Genomic DNA, 16,154 nt, shown 5'->3' on the forward strand with positions numbered 1-16,154 from the left:
CCCGCCACGCTCAGCTCAGTGACCGGTGTACTCGAAGATGTAGAGCCCGAAGTCGCGGTCGGAGGCCGCCACGTACTCCTTGCCGTGCGAGGTGAAGGTCTGGACGCCCCAGAAGTTGTTGCCGCCTTCGTCGATGAAGCGGCCGACCTCCACGAGCTTGTCGTTCTTGACCTTCGTGACCCGGAAGCCGCCCGCGTAGTAGGCGAAGTACGCCAGGTCGGGCCGGACGCCGGAGGCCGCCACCTCGTGCACTGTCAGGTCACCGAAGCCGGAGGCGTAGGCGGGGTCCTGGCCCTCCGGGATGGCGTAGGTGTCCAGCTCGGTCATCTTGCCGCTCTTGTTGAGGTAGAGGTGCGCGTACCCCCAGCCGTCGAAGTACGACGAGAAGGTCAGCCGGTCACCTTTGGTGCCGATGGCCACCGGGAGGGTGGCGGGCCCGGTTCCGGCGAGGCAGTCCTCGTTGCTGTAGGGCTGGTCGAAGGCGGCGAAGCCCTGGCTGCGCGGGGCGACGCCGAAGGTCGGCACGGTGCCCTCGACCGTCATGCCGCTCTGCGCGTCACAGGCGTCCGCGCCGGTGCGGTTGAAGACGAGTACGGCGTCGTAGCCGCCTGCCGCCTCCACGTTGGCGACCTTCTCGGTGAAGGTGCAGGTGCCGCGCTCGACGACGGCGATGTCGACGGCCGCCGGGTCTCCGGCCGGGACGGCGGGTCCGCCGTTGCAGGCCAGGCCGGCATAGGTGGTTCCGCCGGTGAGGGTCTCGCCTGTCTCCAGCGGGATGCCCTGTCCGGCGGTGACGGCGGTGTCGTCGTCGAGGTTGCGGGCCGAGAGAGCGTAGGGGCCGAAGTCCTCGTCGGCGCCGATGACGTAGCGGTTGTCGAGGGTGAACTCGGCTTCGTGACCATTGCCTTCCGGCACCACGGTGCGGCCCCGCTGCGCGCCCTCCGGGTCGGGGTTCGTGAAGTCGGTGTCGCCGATGTACTTGATGTTCTTCGGGTCGGTCACGTCCAGCGCGACGTAGCCCGCGTCCCAGTAGGAGGCCAGCATGACCTGACGGCCGCGGATGTTCTTGACGACCATGTCGTGCAGGAAGACCTCGGTGAGGTTCTCCGGTGCCGCCTGGAGGATCTGCGGGAAGGTCTCGTCGAGGTCGTACTCGGCGACGAGTAGGGGCTTGGTCGGGTCGGTGATGTCCATGATGTCGACGTCGGTGCCCTCTTCGTTGTCGACGATCACGGCGTAGGCCTTACGGCCCGCGTCCCAGGCGAACACGCTGTGGATCTGGCGGGCGATCTCGGTCGTCTCGCCGCCGAGGGTGAAGTCGCCGATGCCCTCGGCGAGCGTCTTCGGCTTCGTGGGGTCGCTGACGTCGTAGATGTTCATGCCGCCGACGCCGGTGTCGCCGCAGATCTCGTTGTTGCTGACCAGGATGTCGCCGTTGAAGGACGGCGTCGAGATGTGCACGGTCTGAATGCCTTCACCCGGTGCACTGCCCGCCGGGGCCGGGATGAAGCCGACTTCCTTGGGCAGGCTGGGCTTGCGGATGTCGACGACGTGCACACCGGTGTTGTCACAGCCGACGCCGCCCCAAGAGGCGAGATAGGCGTAGCCCTTGAAGACGCCGACGTCGGCGATCTTCCCCTCGACGACGTTGCTCAGCTTGAGCTTGCTGACCAGGCGGACGTTCTTCTGCGTGGCAGGCAGGTGCCCTCCGCTGCCGCCGTGCTGATCGTGGCCGTGTGTCGCGGCGGCGTTGTCGATGGCGCCGTCGGTCGCCGAGACGCCGTCGTGTGCCTGTGCGGAACCGGCGAGAGCGGTCGTGACGAAGAGCGCCGCCGCGAACACACCCACGCCGGTCCGTCTGGGGGACTTGCGCATGCTTGACCTCCACTCGTGCGGCCGGGGTCCCCGGCCCCTGACGAGATGCTGCCGGTCACCAACTGACCGGCATCGCGAAGGTACTTAGTGGATTCATTGACCGGTAGGCGTTTAACCAGACTGTATTTTGCCGGTGGTTGGCGAGGGGTGGTGTGACGGCTGCGGGGCTGGGGACTGACCAGGTGCGCGTCGAAGTGCGGCCGTGCCAGCTGTAGTTGATGGCGCTACTGATCGCGGCCCCTGTCGGCCCCTACCTGGCAAGCATCAATTAAGCAGGTTAGTATTCAGGCGTGAAATGGAGAGGGCGTGGCGGGTTCGGATCCGTTGCCCGGCCGCGGAACGTCGACCGGCGAGGCCGCTGGCGGCCGGAGCCCCGATCCTGAGTAGCCCATCGGCTGCGTGCGCGGGCGGGGGAGGTGCCACGTCCTCCGAAGAGCCTGCCCGCGCGCGCACCTTCCGTAGCGCCGTGGGAGGCCGGGACGTGCAGCGTCCGTATCGGCGGAGCGATACGTCCCGGCGCGGGGAGGAATTCGCGTACCCGGGCCCGGCCGGCCCGGGGTGGACGGTCAGGCGCGGCCGACGAGTTCGTAGCCCGCCTCGTCGACGGCGGCGCGGACGGCCTCCTCGTCGAGCGGAGCGGCGGAGGTGACGGTCAACTCGCCGGTCTCGGCCACGGCCTGGACCGCGGTGACGCCGTCCAGCGCGGAGATCTCCTGCGAGACCGCGCCCTCGCAGTGGCCGCACGTCATGCCGGACACCTTGTAGACGGTGGTGGTGGCCCCGGCGCCCTGGATCTGGACGTCGGACGTGGTGCCGGAGCCGCAGGAGCCGCCAGTGCCGCAGCAGGAGCTCGTGCTGGTGTTCGTCTCGGTGGTCATGGCTTCTTCCTCAGGTTTGGGTGCGTGGGTCGTCGTACGGGGGAAAGCGCCGCTTCTCCGGCTCCGTCCGCACGACGAGACTATACCCCCCTAGGGTATGAGTGCCACTTGTGGCACCGCCCGCACGATCTGCCTGAGGCTGCCCTTGTCCACTAACCCGCCTAGGGCGTTAAACCGCTGTTTCAGCCGTGGATGTGGCGAGTACGGTGTGGCCGTGGCCGTGGCCGGTGATCGCGTGCAGCGGCGGCTCACGGAGACAGGCCCTCGGACGCGAAGGAGCGAATGATGCCAGGCGCTGTACTGCGAGGGGTGACTCTGGACTGTGCCGACCCGCAGGCGCTGGCGGGCTTCTATGGTGCGCTGACCGGGATGCGCGAACTGTTCAGTACCGACGAGTTCGTCGCCCTGACGGACGACTCCGGCTGCGATCTGGGATTCCAGAGGGTTGACGGATACCGGGCTCCGCAGTGGCCGGGGCAGGACGTGCCACAACAACTCCACCTGGATTTCCGCGCTGACGACCTCGATGCGATCGAAGAGCTGGCCCTGGAACTCGGCGCGGCCAAACCGGACCATCAGCCCGGCGACGGACGCTGGTTGGTACTCCTGGATCCGGCTGGCCACCCCTTCTGCCTGACGTCTTCCTGACACCACCGGCGCTGACTCGGGTCGCCGCCTTCGGAAGATGCCCCGCAGGCAGCCCGCGCTGGAATACGAATCTGCTTCGCAGATTCCGGTGCTCATCCCCGCCGGTGGCGATCCGCCGTCGACGAACGTGACCTGCGCCCGACTGCGGAGGCTTCCGGCCGCCAGCGACAACCGCAGCCCTCACCTCACCCGGCCATCATCAGCAGCATCGCGGACATGGTCCCGCCCATCCCGATATGAGCGGCCAGCGCCGCGTCCGGTGCGGCTCCGAGCTTGCGGCGCCGACCGTGCCTCGGCTGCTGTGCCGTCCTGCCCTTGTCCCACACCGAGAGCGTCAATGACGCCAGGAAGACGAACACCGTGTCCGGCATGGCGAGCAGCCACCGGCCCGGGCTGAACCCGGCGCTCGTCCGCGGTCCCTTGTCGCCTGTGCCACGGGCCCTGGCCCATACGGACGCGCCGATGGACAGCAGGAAGTACACGGCGAGCGCCGCGATCACGAACCGCCACACGGATCCGGACCCGCCGGAGGAGCCCGCGGCGGCAGCGGAATCGGCCGTCCCGGACATGTCCATCCCGGGCATGGAACCCATCCCCTCCATCGAGCCCATCCCCTCCATGGACTCCATGCCGGCCATCTCGTGTGCGCCGTTCGTGCTCACCATGTTCTCCATGCCCGGCATGCCCGCCATGGAGGAGCCCCCCAGGGCGAGCACCGGTCCGGATGATGTGCTCGTCATGGCGAGCGTCATGATCACCATGCCGACGCTGCCGACGATGAGGTGCACCCAGTGGCGGCCGTGCTTCCACCCGCAGGTGCGCGTGTGCTTGACCGCCATCGCCACGGCGCCGACCCCGAGGACACCGAACGCCGCCGCCCACCACACGCCGTAGCCCGCGTACCAGCCGACCGTCGCAGGCAGTGCCATGGCCGCCATGCATAGCCCCATCAGCAGATCGCCGCCCGCGGCGAACCGGGCCTCACCGTTGGTGGTTGCCATCCGAACCGCGCTGACGGCGGCGACCAGAGCGGCGATCCCCGCCACGGTCCAACTGAGCGCCAGAGTTCCCATCTTCACCTTCCCAGTCGTCCGAGCACGTCAGCCTCGCGCCTCCGGCGCCGTCCCCGGCGTACGAAGCGCCGACCGGCGCCGCACGGGCATTAGCTGCTAATGCCCTTAGTACGTCGCAGGGGTGGGCGGTGTTCAAATGACCCAGGGGATTCGTGTCGAGACCACGCCTGACGTCATACTCCGCCGGAGAGTTCTGTGGACGGCCCGCTCGCGCGAACGGGCCGCAGGCCGCATCAACCGAAGTCGTTGACCTGGTCGAACGTCGTGGGACGGGTCTCCTGCCACTGCTGGGGGCTCAGCAGGCGGGTGCGCTCGGCTATTCGGCGCAGGGCGGCCACGGCCCCGTCGTCGAGAACCGCACCGCTGTAACCGACGTAGGCGACGACGCCGGGCTCCGGCTCCCAGGCGAGGACGGCGTTGCCGCCGAGTCCCGCGGACACGACCGCGGGCTTTCCGTGCACGGTGCCGGCGGGCTGAGTGTCCTGGGTGTACAACCGGTCCTCGATGCCACCGCATCGGGCCACGCCGGTGAAGGTCAGGCCATTGGAGAGTTCTCCGGACTCACCCACCTGGTCCGAGCCGTAACGCGCCTCGCGCAGGACGTGCGTGCGCAAGGAGCCCGTCGTCACCACCGAGAGTCCCGACGGAGCCCTGACCTCCGGGCGCCCGGACACGACCGTGGTCGCGGCGGCGACAGCCACGAGCTGCGGGCGCGGCAGGTCCCCTCGGACGCGCGCGTACGCGTCGGCCAGAGGCCAGATGATCTCCCCGTCACGGTCCCACCCCGTCACGCCGCCGATCCGGGCCGGGCGGCCGGTTCGAGGCTTCGGAACGGGGAACGTCACCACCGCCCCGTCACGCGCCAGCGAGCCGTAAGGGCGCCGGACCGTCACCGTCCAGGGGCCGGCATTCGCCGTCCGGTCGTGCCGGTTCAGCGAGCCCTGCCTCAAGTCGACTCCCGTGATCACCAGGCCGGGAGTGTCGTCCCGCGCGGCGGACGCGTCCGAACCATCAGGGGACAGGCCGCTGTTGGGCAGCGATGATGAGGGCGAGGGCGAGGGCGAGGGCGAGGGCGAAGGCGAGGGTGAGCTCTGGGGTGCCGCCGACCTCCGGGTGTCATCGCCGTTCACGGTGATGAGGCCCGCCACGAGCGCCGCAACCGCCAGCACGGCAACCCCTGCCACGATCAACCAACGCGGTGGCTTCCACGGCGGCCGCTCGGAACCGCCGCTGAGAACATCGCTCACGCCCCAACCTCCTCCCCGACGAAACACTCGCGCTCATCGGGCCGCGCGTCGACAAGAACCCTGTCACCTTGTGTACACCGCTCACGGCCCATCGGTTCCCGACCGTGCGCAGCCCGTCTCCTGCGTCGGGTTCGAGGCCGTGAGTGCGCAACCACGCCAACGCAGTTCTGTCCGTGGCCTGGGGATGTGACGACGGGGATGTCACGACGGGGCGCCACGTTTCCGTCCGGCAGGGTTGGCTCAAACGGGGATCACCCACGTCCCCGTGGGGCGATCCCCCACGGGGGCGTGGGCTGCGGCTGTCAGTAGCCGATGGTGAAGCGGCGCTGGACGAAGCGCGGCAGCTCCGCCTCGTCGATCAAGGCGATGGCCGCGTCCTCCACCGAGATGCGGCTGCGGCCGTCGGCGTCCAGGACGGGCTGGTCGCCGCCGATCCGAAAGCGGCCGGTGCGCTCGCCGGGGCCTATCTCCTCCGCGGGGCTGAAGTAGGTCCACAGCCGGTTCGATGTCCGCAGGACGGCCAGGGCGTCGCGGTGACCGCGTACCGCCGCGGCGTATTCGCGGGGCAGCCCAAGCTGGTCGAGGGCGGCGTGCAGCAGTTCGTCGGAGTCCGCTCGCACCACTCCCGGTTCGATTTCGAGGCTGCCGGCGCCGCCGATCACGATGAGCCGGGTCCGTGGGCGGCTCTCCAGGGCCTTCAGCAGGGCCTGCGCCGCCGTCGCATAGACGGTCGGGTCGGCGATCGAGCGCCGGACGGTGTCCGCGAAGTCGTTGGCGGCATTGCCCGGCTGGAATCCGCTGATCAGGACGTCGAGTCCGGGCAGGACGCCGGCGATGCTCTTCGGGTCCAGGACGTCGACACTCGTCCAGGTGATGTTGTCCCGACGCTCCTCGCGCTGCGCCTGAACGGCGTTCCGGCTGAACGCCTTGACGCTGTGGCCGCGGTCGAGGGCCTCGCTGACGACCCGGCTGCCGATGGTGCCCGTGGCTCCGATGACTCCGATGTGCATGGTTCTCCCCGGTGCATGCAGAAGTGGGACGCCACTGACAGTGACGCCGTGTAGAAACTATACGCCGTGAAGTTTGTATACGATGCTGAGTAACTCGACGCTGTAGAGTGCCTGTTGTGACAGTCACGGGAACCGGGGGAAGGCGTGAGCGGCTACGGGCCGAGACCACTTCCGAAATCAAGAAGGTCGCACTGGCGTTGATGACCGCGGGCGGGCCGGACGCCATCACCCTGCGAGCCATCGCCCGCGACATGGGCATGACCGCCAACGCCATCTACGGGTACTTCCCGACCAGGGACGACCTGGTCACCACGCTGATCAACGACGTGTACACCGCCCTGGCCGACGCCGTGGACACGGCATGGCAGACCACGCCCTCCGCCGAGCCCGCCGTCCGGATCGAGGCATGGGCCAACGCCTTCCGGACCTGGGCCCTGGTCAACCCCCAGGGGTTCCGCCTCATTTACGGCGACCCCGTGCCCGGCTACCAGGCCCCCGAGGGAGGCGCCGCCCCGGATGCCGCACGCCGGGTCTGCATCGGCCTCACCGCTCTCGCGGCAGCCGCCTGGCCGCACGCCGGGCATCTCTACCAGGACAGTGCCTTCGACTGGCCTGACTTCGACCCCGGGCTCCTCGAGAAGGTGCGGCCCGCCTTCCCCGACCTGCCGCCCGCAGCCGTCGCCCTCGCCCTGCGGATCTGGGGGCATCTGCATGGACTGGTGTCACTGGAGGTCTACGGCCACATGGGCAGCCAGACCACCAGCCCGGAGAAGCTCTTCCGGGAGGAACTCGCCCAGCTCATACAGGCACTCGGCATCCCGCGCCGACGCTGAGCGTCTGCGCGACGCGCCCCCAGCGGCTTGGCAACTCAAGAAACAAGCGGCGCGAGTTGAGCGAACGACCTGCCGCCGTCACGTGACTCATACACGCCCGTCGCCGTCGCGGCGAGGACGTGATCGGCGTTGACGGCGGTCAGCGCCTGGGGCTGTCCGCCGGGCAAGGACGTGAGCCGCTTCCAGGTCTTGCCGCCGTCCGCACTGCCACTCAGGGTCCCGGACGTGCCGATGCCGAACAGGGACCTCTCCGCAGGCCAGGACAGAAACGCCTGTACCTGCCCGGAGCCCTCACCGAAGGTCCGGCCCCCGTCGGTGCTGGTGACGACACCCTCCGCCGTGGTCGCCAGCAGCGTGTCGCCGCCGGGGCTCACCGCGAGGTCGAGAGCTTCCAGCGTTGCCCGGTCGTCCCAGCCCTTCAGGTCGTCGCTGACCCGGATCCGCCCGCCCTCGTACCCGTAGACCGTGCCCTTGACCGACTCCAGGGAGTGGAAGTCGGCATCTCCCGACAGCGACCGTGGTGTCCAGGTGCTGCCCGCGTCATGGGTCTCGATCAGGCCGAGATCGCCCGGTTGGCCGCCGCCCGGGGCGCCGTGTCCGCTCGCGACGAAGGTCTTCTCGCCGGTCACGGTGAAGCCCATGAAGTCGTCCCTGCGGTCGCCGACGAGCTTCGGCTTCTCGCCTTTGGTGACCGTGTACAGGCCGCTGTGGGTGGCCACGTACACGCGGCCGTCGGCCGGGTCGACGCCCAGCCCGTGCACGTGGGAGAGCACCTCCGGGGTTGCCGCTGCCGCCTCGCCGGTGTCGGAGGACGCGCTTTCGCAAGCGGTGAGGGCAAGTGAGGCGAGGGCAATCCCCGCGGCGGTGAGCAGGCGGCCTGGGATTGGGCGGCGGGGGATGCGGGAGGTCACAGAAGTTCCTTGAGCAGTGCGGGAGGTGAGGTTCAGGGCCTGCTCGCGGCGTAGAACGGCATGTAGCTCACCTGGGTGATCTCGATGTTCTTGCCGGTGCGCGGGGCGTGGATGGCTTTGCCGCCGCCGATGTAGATGCCGTTGTGCTGGCTGTCGTTGTACCAGTAGATGATGTCGCCGGGCTGGAGGTCGGCCTGGGACACCTTGCGGCCCGCGTCGTACATCTGCTGGACGGTGCGGGGCAGGGAGACGCCCGCCGAGCGCCATGCCGCGCCCACCAGGCCTGAGCAGTCATAGGAGTTGGGGCCGGTCGAACCCCACTCGTAGGGCTTGCCGAGCTGGGCGTAGGCGAACTCGATGGCGGTCTTGGCGCGTCCGCCGGCGGGACCGTTGTAGGAGGCGGGGGAGTCGCTGGTGCCCGCGGCGGCGTCCTCGCGGTCCTGGTCGGCTGCCATCTTGGCGCGCTGTGCGGCGGTGAGGCTGTTGAGGAGCTTGCGGGCCTTGGTCAGCTTCGCCGTGACCTCGTCCTTCTTCTCCTTGGCCTTCGTGCGTGTCTCTCGCAGGTCCTTGAGCTGTTCGGCGGCGTCGGCGCGGTCCTGGGCGAGCTCTCGCTGTTTGCTTTCCAGGGCTCGCAGGGCGGCGGCCTGCCGGTCGCCGGTGCGGCCGAGGGCTTCGGCTTTCTCCAGGTAGTGGTCCGGGTCGCTGGAGAGGAACAGCTGCAGGCTGGGGTCGACGGCGCCGGTGCGGTACTGCTCGGCTGCCAACGGGCCTGTCTTCTCGCGGAGTTCGTTGATCTCCTGCTGCTTGCGGGCCAACCGGTCCTGGGCGCTGTCGACTTCGTCCTGGAGCTTTTGCTGCTGCTCCAGGACGCCGTTGTACTCCTCGGTCGGAGCCTCGGCCTCTTCGTAGAGCTTCTCGACCTGCTTGCGGACCTCGTCCACCGAGGGGTTCGGCGCCGCCTGGCTCTGGGACGGAAGGAGGCTGACCGCGCCGACCGCCATGCCGAGCGTGGCGATGCGGGCACGGCTGGGGGGCTTCGGCCGACGGTGCGTTCCCATCGCGGGGTGACTCCTTAGCGCGTCTGTGGACCGAGCGACGAGGTGTGGCCGTCGTCGGGTCGGTGCCGCGGCAACGGCCGGGCAAGCGAGATAGAACTTAGTAGCTTAGTAGATTGAGTCGCAAGCGAGTCCGAATCACAGCAGCCCCATCAGGAGCGTTCAGCCGAGTTCGGTCAGAAGCGTTCAGCCGAGTCCGGGCGGGCAGGCGACCAGGAGCGGCAACAGCGGCACCGCCAGGGCCAAGGTCGCGACCGAGCCCCACAAGGCGGGGTGCGCGGCCTTGCGCGGACCGAGGACCCGCTTCAGGCGGATGAGGGCGTTCGGCCCGCCCGCCGCCAAGGCGCCCTTCGGCGTGCGGGCCGTGGCCATCTCATACATCGCGGTGGCCAGGGCTTCGTGGGAGTGGCTGCGCAGCGCGCGGTCGTCCGCGATCATCTCCAGCAGCAGCGCCGTCTGCTCCCGCGCGTGGCGTGCCAGCGGCACCCACCGGAAGACCGAGTGGAAGGCCTCCGCGGTGGCCAGGACCAGGTGGTGCCGGCCCGCGATGTGGGCCTGCTCGTGCTCCAGTACGGCGCCGAGCTGCTCCGGGGTCAGCTGACGTACGGCCGCGTCGCTGATCACGATCCGGGCGTGGCGGCCGGGCAGGCAGTAGGCGGCGGGGGTGTCGTACGGCAGTACGGTGGCGCACAGCCGGGCCGAGCGGCGGCCGACCAGGTCAAGGGCTTCCCGGTGCTCCGCGCGCGCCCGGCCGGCCCGAACGACCTGAAAGGCGAAGCTCGCGAGGAGAGCGATCCCGAGCACCGCGGGGGCGCCGACCGCCAGGCGGCCGGCCATCTCGGGGCCGGGCTGCGCCGCGCCGGCGTCCAGCCCGCAGGTGTGCAACAGGCCCACCAGGCCCGTGTGCAGATGCTCCGTCGGCGCGGCCAGGCTGGCCGCGGAGAGTGCGACACCGATCGAGAAGGAGACCGCCAGCGCGTGCCAGACCGCCGCGGCCAGTGCCGGGGCCCGGTGCGGCCAGCGGCTGCGCAGCAGCAGTTGCGGGACGACGAAGCCGACTGCTGCCGTGTAGCCGATCAGCGCCGGGGCCGCGGTCACGGCTGCGCCTTCGCCTGCCGGTTCACGTTCCGCAGCGCCCTGCGCAGGGCGGCGACCTCTTCCTCGGACATGTTCTCCACGAAGTGGACCAGCGCGGCCGGGCGATCCTTGCTCTCTCCCAGACCGTCTTCCATGAGCGCGGCGGCGTACGCCTCACGACTGCGGACCGGCGAGTACAGCCAGGCCCGGCCCTGCTTGCCGCGCAGCAGCCAGCCCTTGTTGTACAGGATGTTGGTGACGGTCATCACCGTGGTGTACGCGACCTGGCGGGTCTTGTTTATGTCGTCCACCACCTCGCGTACCGTCGCGGGACGGTTCCACGTCCAGAAGCGGTCCATGATCTCCGCTTCGAGTTCCCCCAGCCGCCGCATGGTCCTGACTCCTTCTCGCCGCCGAATACGCAAGGCCATAGTAGAGGCCTGTTCTTGGCGCGAGAGGCTGAAAGATCCATGCCTAGGATGAGGCTGTGATCCGCCTCGGACAACCCACGACACCGCACTCCACAGTGCGGGCCCGCGGGCTGCTCGTGTGCGCGCTGCTCCTGGGTCTGCTCGGCATGCACGGGCTCGGACCGATGCCCGGCGCCGTCACCGTCACCGCCACCGCCACCGCCTCGTCCGGGCACGAGCGCATGGCCGTGGTCGCGCACACGGATGTCATGGCGTCGGCGCCGGGGGAGTGCGATCACGGCGGCGGTGGTTGTACGGGCCACTCGGACCACGCGGATGCGACCTGCGCCTCCGCGTCCGTCACCGGGACTCCCGTCATCGTGCCGGTTCTCCTGCCCGACACCGTGTCCTGCGCCGAGTCGTCCCAGGCGGCCACGTCCCTGGCGGGCAGCGGCCCCGACGGCGGCCGGGCCCCGCCCTCACTCTCCGAACTCCAGCTCCTGCGGATCTAGAGCGGCCCGCGCGTCGCCGCCTGCTCATACGCACGCGTGTGCGGCGAGGCGCTTCGGCATGCCATCCACCGCATCTGGACACAGGAGCTCAACCATGACCGCACACCGAAACCTCATCCGTCGTACCGCCCTCGCTGTCACCGCTGGAGCGGCCGCACTTGTGCTGGCCGCGTGCAGCAGCGGCGGCCACGACATGGGGGCGATGGACTCCGACTCCGGGCCGTCCGCGACCGCCTCGGCCAAGGCCGGCGACCACAACGACCAGGACGTCTCCTTCGCCACGGAGATGATCCAGCACCACCGTCAGGCCGTCGAGATGGCCGAACTGGCCGCCGACCGCGCCTCCTCGCAGGACGTCAAGGACCTCGCGACGAAGATCAAGGGGGCGCAGGACCCGGAGATCGAGACGATGTCCGGCTGGCTGACCTCGTGGGGCGAGGAGGTCCCCGAGGACATGTCCGGCATGGAGGGCCATGACATGTCGTCCGGCATGCCCGGCATGATGAGCGGCGAGGACATGGCCAAGCTGGAGAAGGCGTCCGGCGCCGAGTTCGACAAGATGTTCCTGGAGATGATGGTCGAGCACCACACGGGTGCCGTCGAGATGGCCAAGACGGAGAAGGCCGACGGCTCGTACGGCCCGGCCACCGAGCTCGCGGACGACGTGATCACGGCTCAGACCGCCGAGATCGAGGACATGAACAAGATGCTCGGCAAGAGCTGACGCATCGCCAGGAGACGGTGCGGCCGTCGGCGCGAACAGCCCGACGGCCACACCGTTCTCCGTGTCGCCGCAGGAAGCCGACCGGACCGTTTGCGATAGGTGAACTGATCGGCGGTTCCATGAGATGGGGCCTATCGGGTGGCGACCGTATCGGCATGTGGCTTGTTCACACACCGTTCCCGTAGCCCTGAATGCCAGGGCCGCCGCGCCGGGTTACGATCACGGCGTGATTACGGCCTGGTCTCCTTCCGGCATGCAGCGGAGCCGCTCATCAGCGGCTCTGTGGCGGGTGCTGGGTCTGGGCCTGTGCCTCTTCGGTCTGCTCTACACGCATGCCGTCAGCCCTGGTGCGACGGTGAGTCACCTCACGGCCGAAGGAGGCGTCTGGGCCGCGGACGCTCACTTCGAGCCCTTTGCCGACGACACAAGCGTTGCGAGTGCCACCCCGGCGCAGCCCGCGCACGAGGAACCCGCCGACCACCACGACGGGCACGGTCAGCAGCACACCGGCGAGGACTGCGCGCTGGGACAACCTCCGCAAGGCCCGGCCGTGGCCTTGCCCTGCCTGTCACCGCTGCACTCGGACACCGGTGACGACGCCGGGGCGCCCCGGCCTGCGCACTCCCGCCACTCCTCGGCACGCGACGCCGTAGCCCCCATAACGCATGCGGCGCATTCGGCGGTCCTTCGTATCTAGGCCAGGCTTCCTGGACCGATCGACGTCACAGGGGTTCGCGGACTCGGCCCACGGCCGTGCCCCCGTATGTCCCCGTCGACCGGTCCATGGCGTCTGACCTCCCGCGCACGGCGTTCCACGGTGCGGCGCGGGGATGGTCGACGACTTCTTCCCTCACCCCCCACTGATCTCTGTCCCCGCCGAGGGCGTTCCGGTGCGGACAGCAGCCGCGCGGAGGATGTGTGCCGCCTACCCCTGTCATCTCCAATGCCCTTGTCTCAGGGGCGAGTTCGCTGCGCCGGAGCCTGCTGACCGGCAGCACGCTGTACGCCCTGCTGTTCATGGTGCTGGCGTGTGTCGGCGACGGATTCCACGGGCCGGAGCAGCCCTACGAACGTTCTTCAGTCGTCGCATCGAGGCAAACGCCCCTGCCTGATGCGCATCCCGAGGGTGAGATCGTCGACGCGCCCGAGTCCTTCGATCACTGTCTCGGATCCCGCCCATGGGCCAGCGCGCTCCTGCGCACCTCGGCTCTTGTCCCGCCGCACGCCGCCATCACGTCGGCAGCGACCGGCACGACGGACCGTGCCTCGGTCGAACTCCCTGATGCCGTACGAGGACTGCCGCACCGTGGCGGTCGGTCCGCTCTCACTACCACGTGCCGGTGGCGCATATAGATGCCGGCCCGCAGGCCGGCCTCGGCCGGTCTGCCGCCCGTCGCGCCTTGCGCGCCGCGCGAGATGAGCATCCGCACGCGTCGATACCGAACGAGAGCGAACGACATGCACTCCCTGACCACGAGTGACTTCACCCCCGCCGGCTCCACCCTCCAAGGGCTCGTCGGCAACACCCCCGTCTTGCGCGTCTGCCGGCCCTTCACCCCGCCCGACCGCGGGTTCTGGGCCAAGCTGGAGGGCTTCAACCCCGGCGGAATCAAGGACCGCCCGGCCCTGCACATGGTCGAACGAGCCAAGGCCCGCGGTGAGTTGCGGCCCGGTCGCCCGATCATCGAGTCGACCAGCGGCACGCTCGGCCTCGGCCTCGCCCTGGCCGGAATGGTGTACGGCCACCCCGTCACGCTGGTCACCGACCCGGGCCTGGAACCGTCGATGAACCGTCTGCTCGCCGCCTACGGCGCGACCGTCGACATGGTGACCGAGCCCCATCCGGCCGGCGGCTGGCAGGAGGCCCGCCGCGAACGTGTCACCGAACGGCTGGCGCAGAGCCCCGGTGCCTGGTGCCCCGACCAGTACGGCAACCCCGACAACGTCGCCGCCTACACCCCCTTGGCCCTCGAACTCGCCTCCCAACTGGGCCATATCGACGTCCTCGTATGCAGTGTCGGCACCGGAGGCCACTCGGCCGGCATCTCCCGCGTGCTGCGCCAGCTGTATCCCGGGATGCGGCTGGTGGGCGTGGACACCGTCGGCTCGACCATCTTCGGCCAACCCGCCCGATCCCGTCTCATGCGCGGCCTCGGCTCCAGCATCTACCCGCGCAACGTGGCGTACGAGCACTTCAGCGAGGTGCACTGGGTGGCACCCGGCGAATCGGTCTGGGCCTGCCGCCAGTTGGCCGCCTCGCACTATGCCACCGGCGGCTGGAGCGTCGGCGCGGTCGCCCTCGTGGCCGGCTGGCTCGCGCGTACGACCCCTCGGAGCACCCGCATCGCGGCGATCTTCCCCGACGGGCCCCAGCGGTACCTGGAGACCGTGTACGACGACCAATACTGCGCCGAACACGGGCTGTTGGACGTGACACCGGCAGCCGAGCCGGAGGTCGTGGGCCGCCCGGACGAAAAGGAGGTCACCCGCTGGACCCGTTGCACGGCCGTGAGCGACCCGCTTTCCCTGACGGCCGAGACGGCCGGTGCGGAGGGCGGCGCGCAGTGAAGGCGACGTTCACTCAGATCCGCTCCTACGAGCGCAGCGTTCAGCTGCTCCTGGTGAACCAGTTCACCATCAACCTCGGCTTCTACATGCTGATGCCGTACCTGGCCGCCCATCTGTCCGGCACCCTCGGCCTGGCGGGCTGGCTGGTCGGACTCGTCCTGGGCGTACGGAACTTCAGCCAGCAGGGCATGTTCCTCGTCGGCGGCACCCTCGCCGACCGGCTCGGCTACAAACCGTTGATCGTCGCCGGATGCGTCCTGCGCACCGTCGGCTTCGCCGCGCTCGGCCTGGTCGACTCGGTCCCGGCGCTGCTCGCGGCGTCCGCGGCCACCGGCTTCGCGGGCGCGTTGTTCAACCCGGCCGTGCGGGCATATCTCGCGGCCGACGCGGGGGAGCGGCGGATCGAGGCCTTCGCGCTGTTCAACGTCTTCTACCAGGCGGGCATCCTGCTCGGCCCGCTGGTGGGGATGCTGTTGACCGGCTTCGACTTCCGGCTCACCTGCCTCGTCTCGGCGGCGATCTTCGCGCTGCTGAGCGTGGTGCAGATCCGTTCGCTGCCGTCCCGCCGATCGGACCAGGCGTCGGCCCCGGACACCGACGCAGGGGAGCGCGTGAGCGTGCTGACGCAGTGGCGGGGCATCCTGCGCAACCGCGCGTTCCTGCTCTTCGCCACGGCCATGATCGGCTCGTATGTCCTGTCCTTCCAGGTCTATCTGGCACTGCCGCTGGAGGTCCGGCGCCTCGGCGGCGACGGCGAGTTCGGGACCGGGGCCGTGGCGCTGCTGTTCGCCGCTTCTGGCCTGTCCACGATCTTCGGCCAGACCCGGGTGACCGCGTGGTGCAAGGCACGGTGGGAGCCCGGACAGGCGCTGTCCTGGGGGCTGTTGAGCATGGGACTCGCCTTCGTGCCGCTGCTCGCGGCGACGGCCGTGCCCGTGCCGGACGGAGGAATCGGACGCCGGCTGCTCGCCGCCGTACCGCCGACGTTGGCCGCGCTGTTGCTGGCACTGGGCACGATGATCGCGTACCCCTTCGAGATGGACACGATCGTCAGGCTCTCCGGCGACCGCCTCGTCGCCACGCACTACGGGCTGTACAACACCATCTGCGGCATCGGCATCACGCTGGGCAACCTGCTCACGGGAGCGGCTCTGGACGCCGCCCGCGCGGCCGGCATGTCCGCGCTGCCGTGGCTGGCACTGCTTGTCCTCGGGTTGGTCTGTGCCGGCTCCCTCTACGGACTGCACCACAGCGGCCGCCTGACCCGCACGCTCGCTGAACCGGAACCCGCTGTGGGCTGACGGGGGGTTGTCCTCGCGGCTGGGTGAGCGGC

At 69.6% G+C, this 16,154-nt stretch carries 16 protein-coding genes; 7 read left to right on the top strand and 9 right to left on the bottom strand.

The window, feature by feature from the left end; all coding sequences use genetic code 11:
* Nucleotides 1–15: 15 nt before the first annotated feature.
* Nucleotides 16–1,875 (bottom strand): PA domain-containing protein, encoded by a 1,860-nt coding sequence (locus ABZ928_RS18945; RefSeq protein WP_361519832.1) that lies wholly within the window; start codon nucleotides 1,873–1,875, stop codon nucleotides 16–18.
* A gap of 566 nt (nucleotides 1,876–2,441) precedes the next feature.
* Nucleotides 2,442–2,753, bottom strand: a complete 312-nt coding sequence (locus ABZ928_RS18950) for a heavy-metal-associated domain-containing protein (protein WP_361519835.1) — start codon at nucleotides 2,751–2,753, stop codon at nucleotides 2,442–2,444.
* Between the two features lie 300 nt (nucleotides 2,754–3,053).
* Between ABZ928_RS18950 and ABZ928_RS18955 the strand changes: the two genes are divergently transcribed.
* The gene (locus tag ABZ928_RS18955) at nucleotides 3,054–3,401 is read left to right on the top strand and encodes a VOC family protein (protein WP_361520703.1); all 348 of its coding nucleotides are present in this window, start codon (nucleotides 3,054–3,056) and stop codon (nucleotides 3,399–3,401) included.
* A gap of 185 nt (nucleotides 3,402–3,586) precedes the next feature.
* Here the strand turns inward: ABZ928_RS18955 and ABZ928_RS18960 are convergent, their stop codons facing one another.
* The 3 genes from ABZ928_RS18960 to ABZ928_RS18970 form a co-directional block, all read right to left on the bottom strand.
* On the bottom strand, nucleotides 3,587–4,474 hold the full coding sequence (locus ABZ928_RS18960) for a DUF5134 domain-containing protein (protein WP_361519838.1): 888 nt from the start codon (nucleotides 4,472–4,474) through the stop codon (nucleotides 3,587–3,589).
* A gap of 233 nt (nucleotides 4,475–4,707) precedes the next feature.
* Nucleotides 4,708–5,721 (bottom strand): hypothetical protein, encoded by a 1,014-nt coding sequence (locus ABZ928_RS18965; protein WP_361519841.1) that lies wholly within the window; start codon nucleotides 5,719–5,721, stop codon nucleotides 4,708–4,710.
* Between the two features lie 302 nt (nucleotides 5,722–6,023).
* A complete protein-coding gene (locus tag ABZ928_RS18970) occupies nucleotides 6,024–6,731 on the bottom strand; it encodes an NAD(P)H-binding protein (protein WP_361519843.1) in 708 nt (235 codons plus the stop codon).
* Nucleotides 6,732–6,847: 116 nt separating this feature from the next.
* Between ABZ928_RS18970 and ABZ928_RS18975 the strand changes: the two genes are divergently transcribed.
* Nucleotides 6,848–7,564 carry a TetR/AcrR family transcriptional regulator gene (locus tag ABZ928_RS18975; RefSeq protein ID WP_361519846.1) on the top strand — a complete coding sequence of 239 codons (717 nt, stop codon included), beginning with the start codon at nucleotides 6,848–6,850 and terminating at the stop codon, nucleotides 7,562–7,564.
* Nucleotides 7,565–7,599: 35 nt separating this feature from the next.
* Here ABZ928_RS18975 and ABZ928_RS18980 read toward each other — a convergent pair whose 3' ends face one another.
* The 4 genes from ABZ928_RS18980 to ABZ928_RS18995 all read right to left on the bottom strand — a co-directional run bounded on the left by ABZ928_RS18980 (nucleotide 7,600) and on the right by ABZ928_RS18995 (nucleotide 10,999).
* Entirely contained in the window at nucleotides 7,600–8,475 is an 876-nt protein-coding gene (locus ABZ928_RS18980; RefSeq protein ID WP_361519848.1) for a F510_1955 family glycosylhydrolase, read from the bottom strand.
* Between the two features lie 32 nt (nucleotides 8,476–8,507).
* A complete protein-coding gene (locus tag ABZ928_RS18985) occupies nucleotides 8,508–9,533 on the bottom strand; it encodes an NlpC/P60 family protein (protein WP_361519851.1) in 1,026 nt (341 codons plus the stop codon).
* Nucleotides 9,534–9,716: 183 nt separating this feature from the next.
* The gene (locus ABZ928_RS18990; RefSeq protein WP_361519854.1) at nucleotides 9,717–10,628 is read right to left on the bottom strand and encodes a M56 family metallopeptidase; all 912 of its coding nucleotides are present in this window, start codon (nucleotides 10,626–10,628) and stop codon (nucleotides 9,717–9,719) included.
* Nucleotides 10,625–10,999 carry a BlaI/MecI/CopY family transcriptional regulator gene (locus tag ABZ928_RS18995; protein WP_361519857.1) on the bottom strand — a complete coding sequence of 125 codons (375 nt, stop codon included), beginning with the start codon at nucleotides 10,997–10,999 and terminating at the stop codon, nucleotides 10,625–10,627. Before ABZ928_RS18995 ends, ABZ928_RS18990 begins: the two co-directional genes overlap by 4 nt.
* A 95-nt stretch (nucleotides 11,000–11,094) precedes the next feature.
* Between ABZ928_RS18995 and ABZ928_RS19000 the strand changes: the two genes are divergently transcribed.
* The 5 genes from ABZ928_RS19000 to ABZ928_RS19020 all read left to right on the top strand — a co-directional run bounded on the left by ABZ928_RS19000 (nucleotide 11,095) and on the right by ABZ928_RS19020 (nucleotide 16,122).
* Complete coding sequence (locus ABZ928_RS19000) at nucleotides 11,095–11,529, top strand: DUF6153 family protein (RefSeq protein ID WP_361519860.1); 435 nt, start codon at nucleotides 11,095–11,097, stop codon at nucleotides 11,527–11,529.
* Nucleotides 11,530–11,623: 94 nt separating this feature from the next.
* A complete protein-coding gene (locus ABZ928_RS19005) occupies nucleotides 11,624–12,253 on the top strand; it encodes a DUF305 domain-containing protein (RefSeq protein WP_361519863.1) in 630 nt (209 codons plus the stop codon).
* A 226-nt stretch (nucleotides 12,254–12,479) separates the two neighbouring features.
* Complete coding sequence (locus ABZ928_RS19010; RefSeq protein ID WP_361519865.1) at nucleotides 12,480–12,950, top strand: hypothetical protein; 471 nt, start codon at nucleotides 12,480–12,482, stop codon at nucleotides 12,948–12,950.
* Nucleotides 12,951–13,711: 761 nt separating this feature from the next.
* On the top strand, nucleotides 13,712–14,821 hold the full coding sequence (locus ABZ928_RS19015) for a PLP-dependent cysteine synthase family protein (RefSeq protein ID WP_361519868.1): 1,110 nt from the start codon (nucleotides 13,712–13,714) through the stop codon (nucleotides 14,819–14,821).
* Nucleotides 14,818–16,122: an MFS transporter gene (locus ABZ928_RS19020; protein ID WP_361519871.1), complete on the top strand. Its 1,305-nt coding sequence runs from the start codon at nucleotides 14,818–14,820 to the stop codon at nucleotides 16,120–16,122. Before ABZ928_RS19015 ends, ABZ928_RS19020 begins: the two co-directional genes overlap by 4 nt.
* Nucleotides 16,123–16,154: the final 32 nt, after the last annotated feature.

The sequence above is a fragment of the Streptomyces sp. NPDC046909 genome (assembly GCF_040644695.1).
In the GTDB taxonomy this organism is placed as follows: domain Bacteria; phylum Actinomycetota; class Actinomycetes; order Streptomycetales; family Streptomycetaceae; genus Streptomyces.

Excerpts from the sequence above, each read along its gene's own strand:
- ABZ928_RS18945 (WP_361519832.1), bottom strand. The coding sequence starts at position 1,875 with ATGCGCAAGTCCCCCAGACGGACCGGCGTGGGTGTGTTCGCGGCGGCG.
- ABZ928_RS18950 (WP_361519835.1), bottom strand. The coding sequence starts at position 2,753 with ATGACCACCGAGACGAACACCAGCACGAGCTCCTGCTGCGGCACTGGC.
- ABZ928_RS18960 (WP_361519838.1), bottom strand. The coding sequence starts at position 4,474 with ATGGGAACTCTGGCGCTCAGTTGGACCGTGGCGGGGATCGCCGCTCTG.
- ABZ928_RS18970 (WP_361519843.1), bottom strand. The coding sequence starts at position 6,731 with ATGCACATCGGAGTCATCGGAGCCACGGGCACCATCGGCAGCCGGGTC.
- ABZ928_RS18985 (WP_361519851.1), bottom strand. The coding sequence starts at position 9,533 with ATGGGAACGCACCGTCGGCCGAAGCCCCCCAGCCGTGCCCGCATCGCC.
- ABZ928_RS18995 (WP_361519857.1), bottom strand. The coding sequence starts at position 10,999 with ATGCGGCGGCTGGGGGAACTCGAAGCGGAGATCATGGACCGCTTCTGG.
- ABZ928_RS19005 (WP_361519863.1), top strand. The coding sequence starts at position 11,624 with ATGACCGCACACCGAAACCTCATCCGTCGTACCGCCCTCGCTGTCACC.
- ABZ928_RS19015 (WP_361519868.1), top strand. The coding sequence starts at position 13,712 with ATGCACTCCCTGACCACGAGTGACTTCACCCCCGCCGGCTCCACCCTC.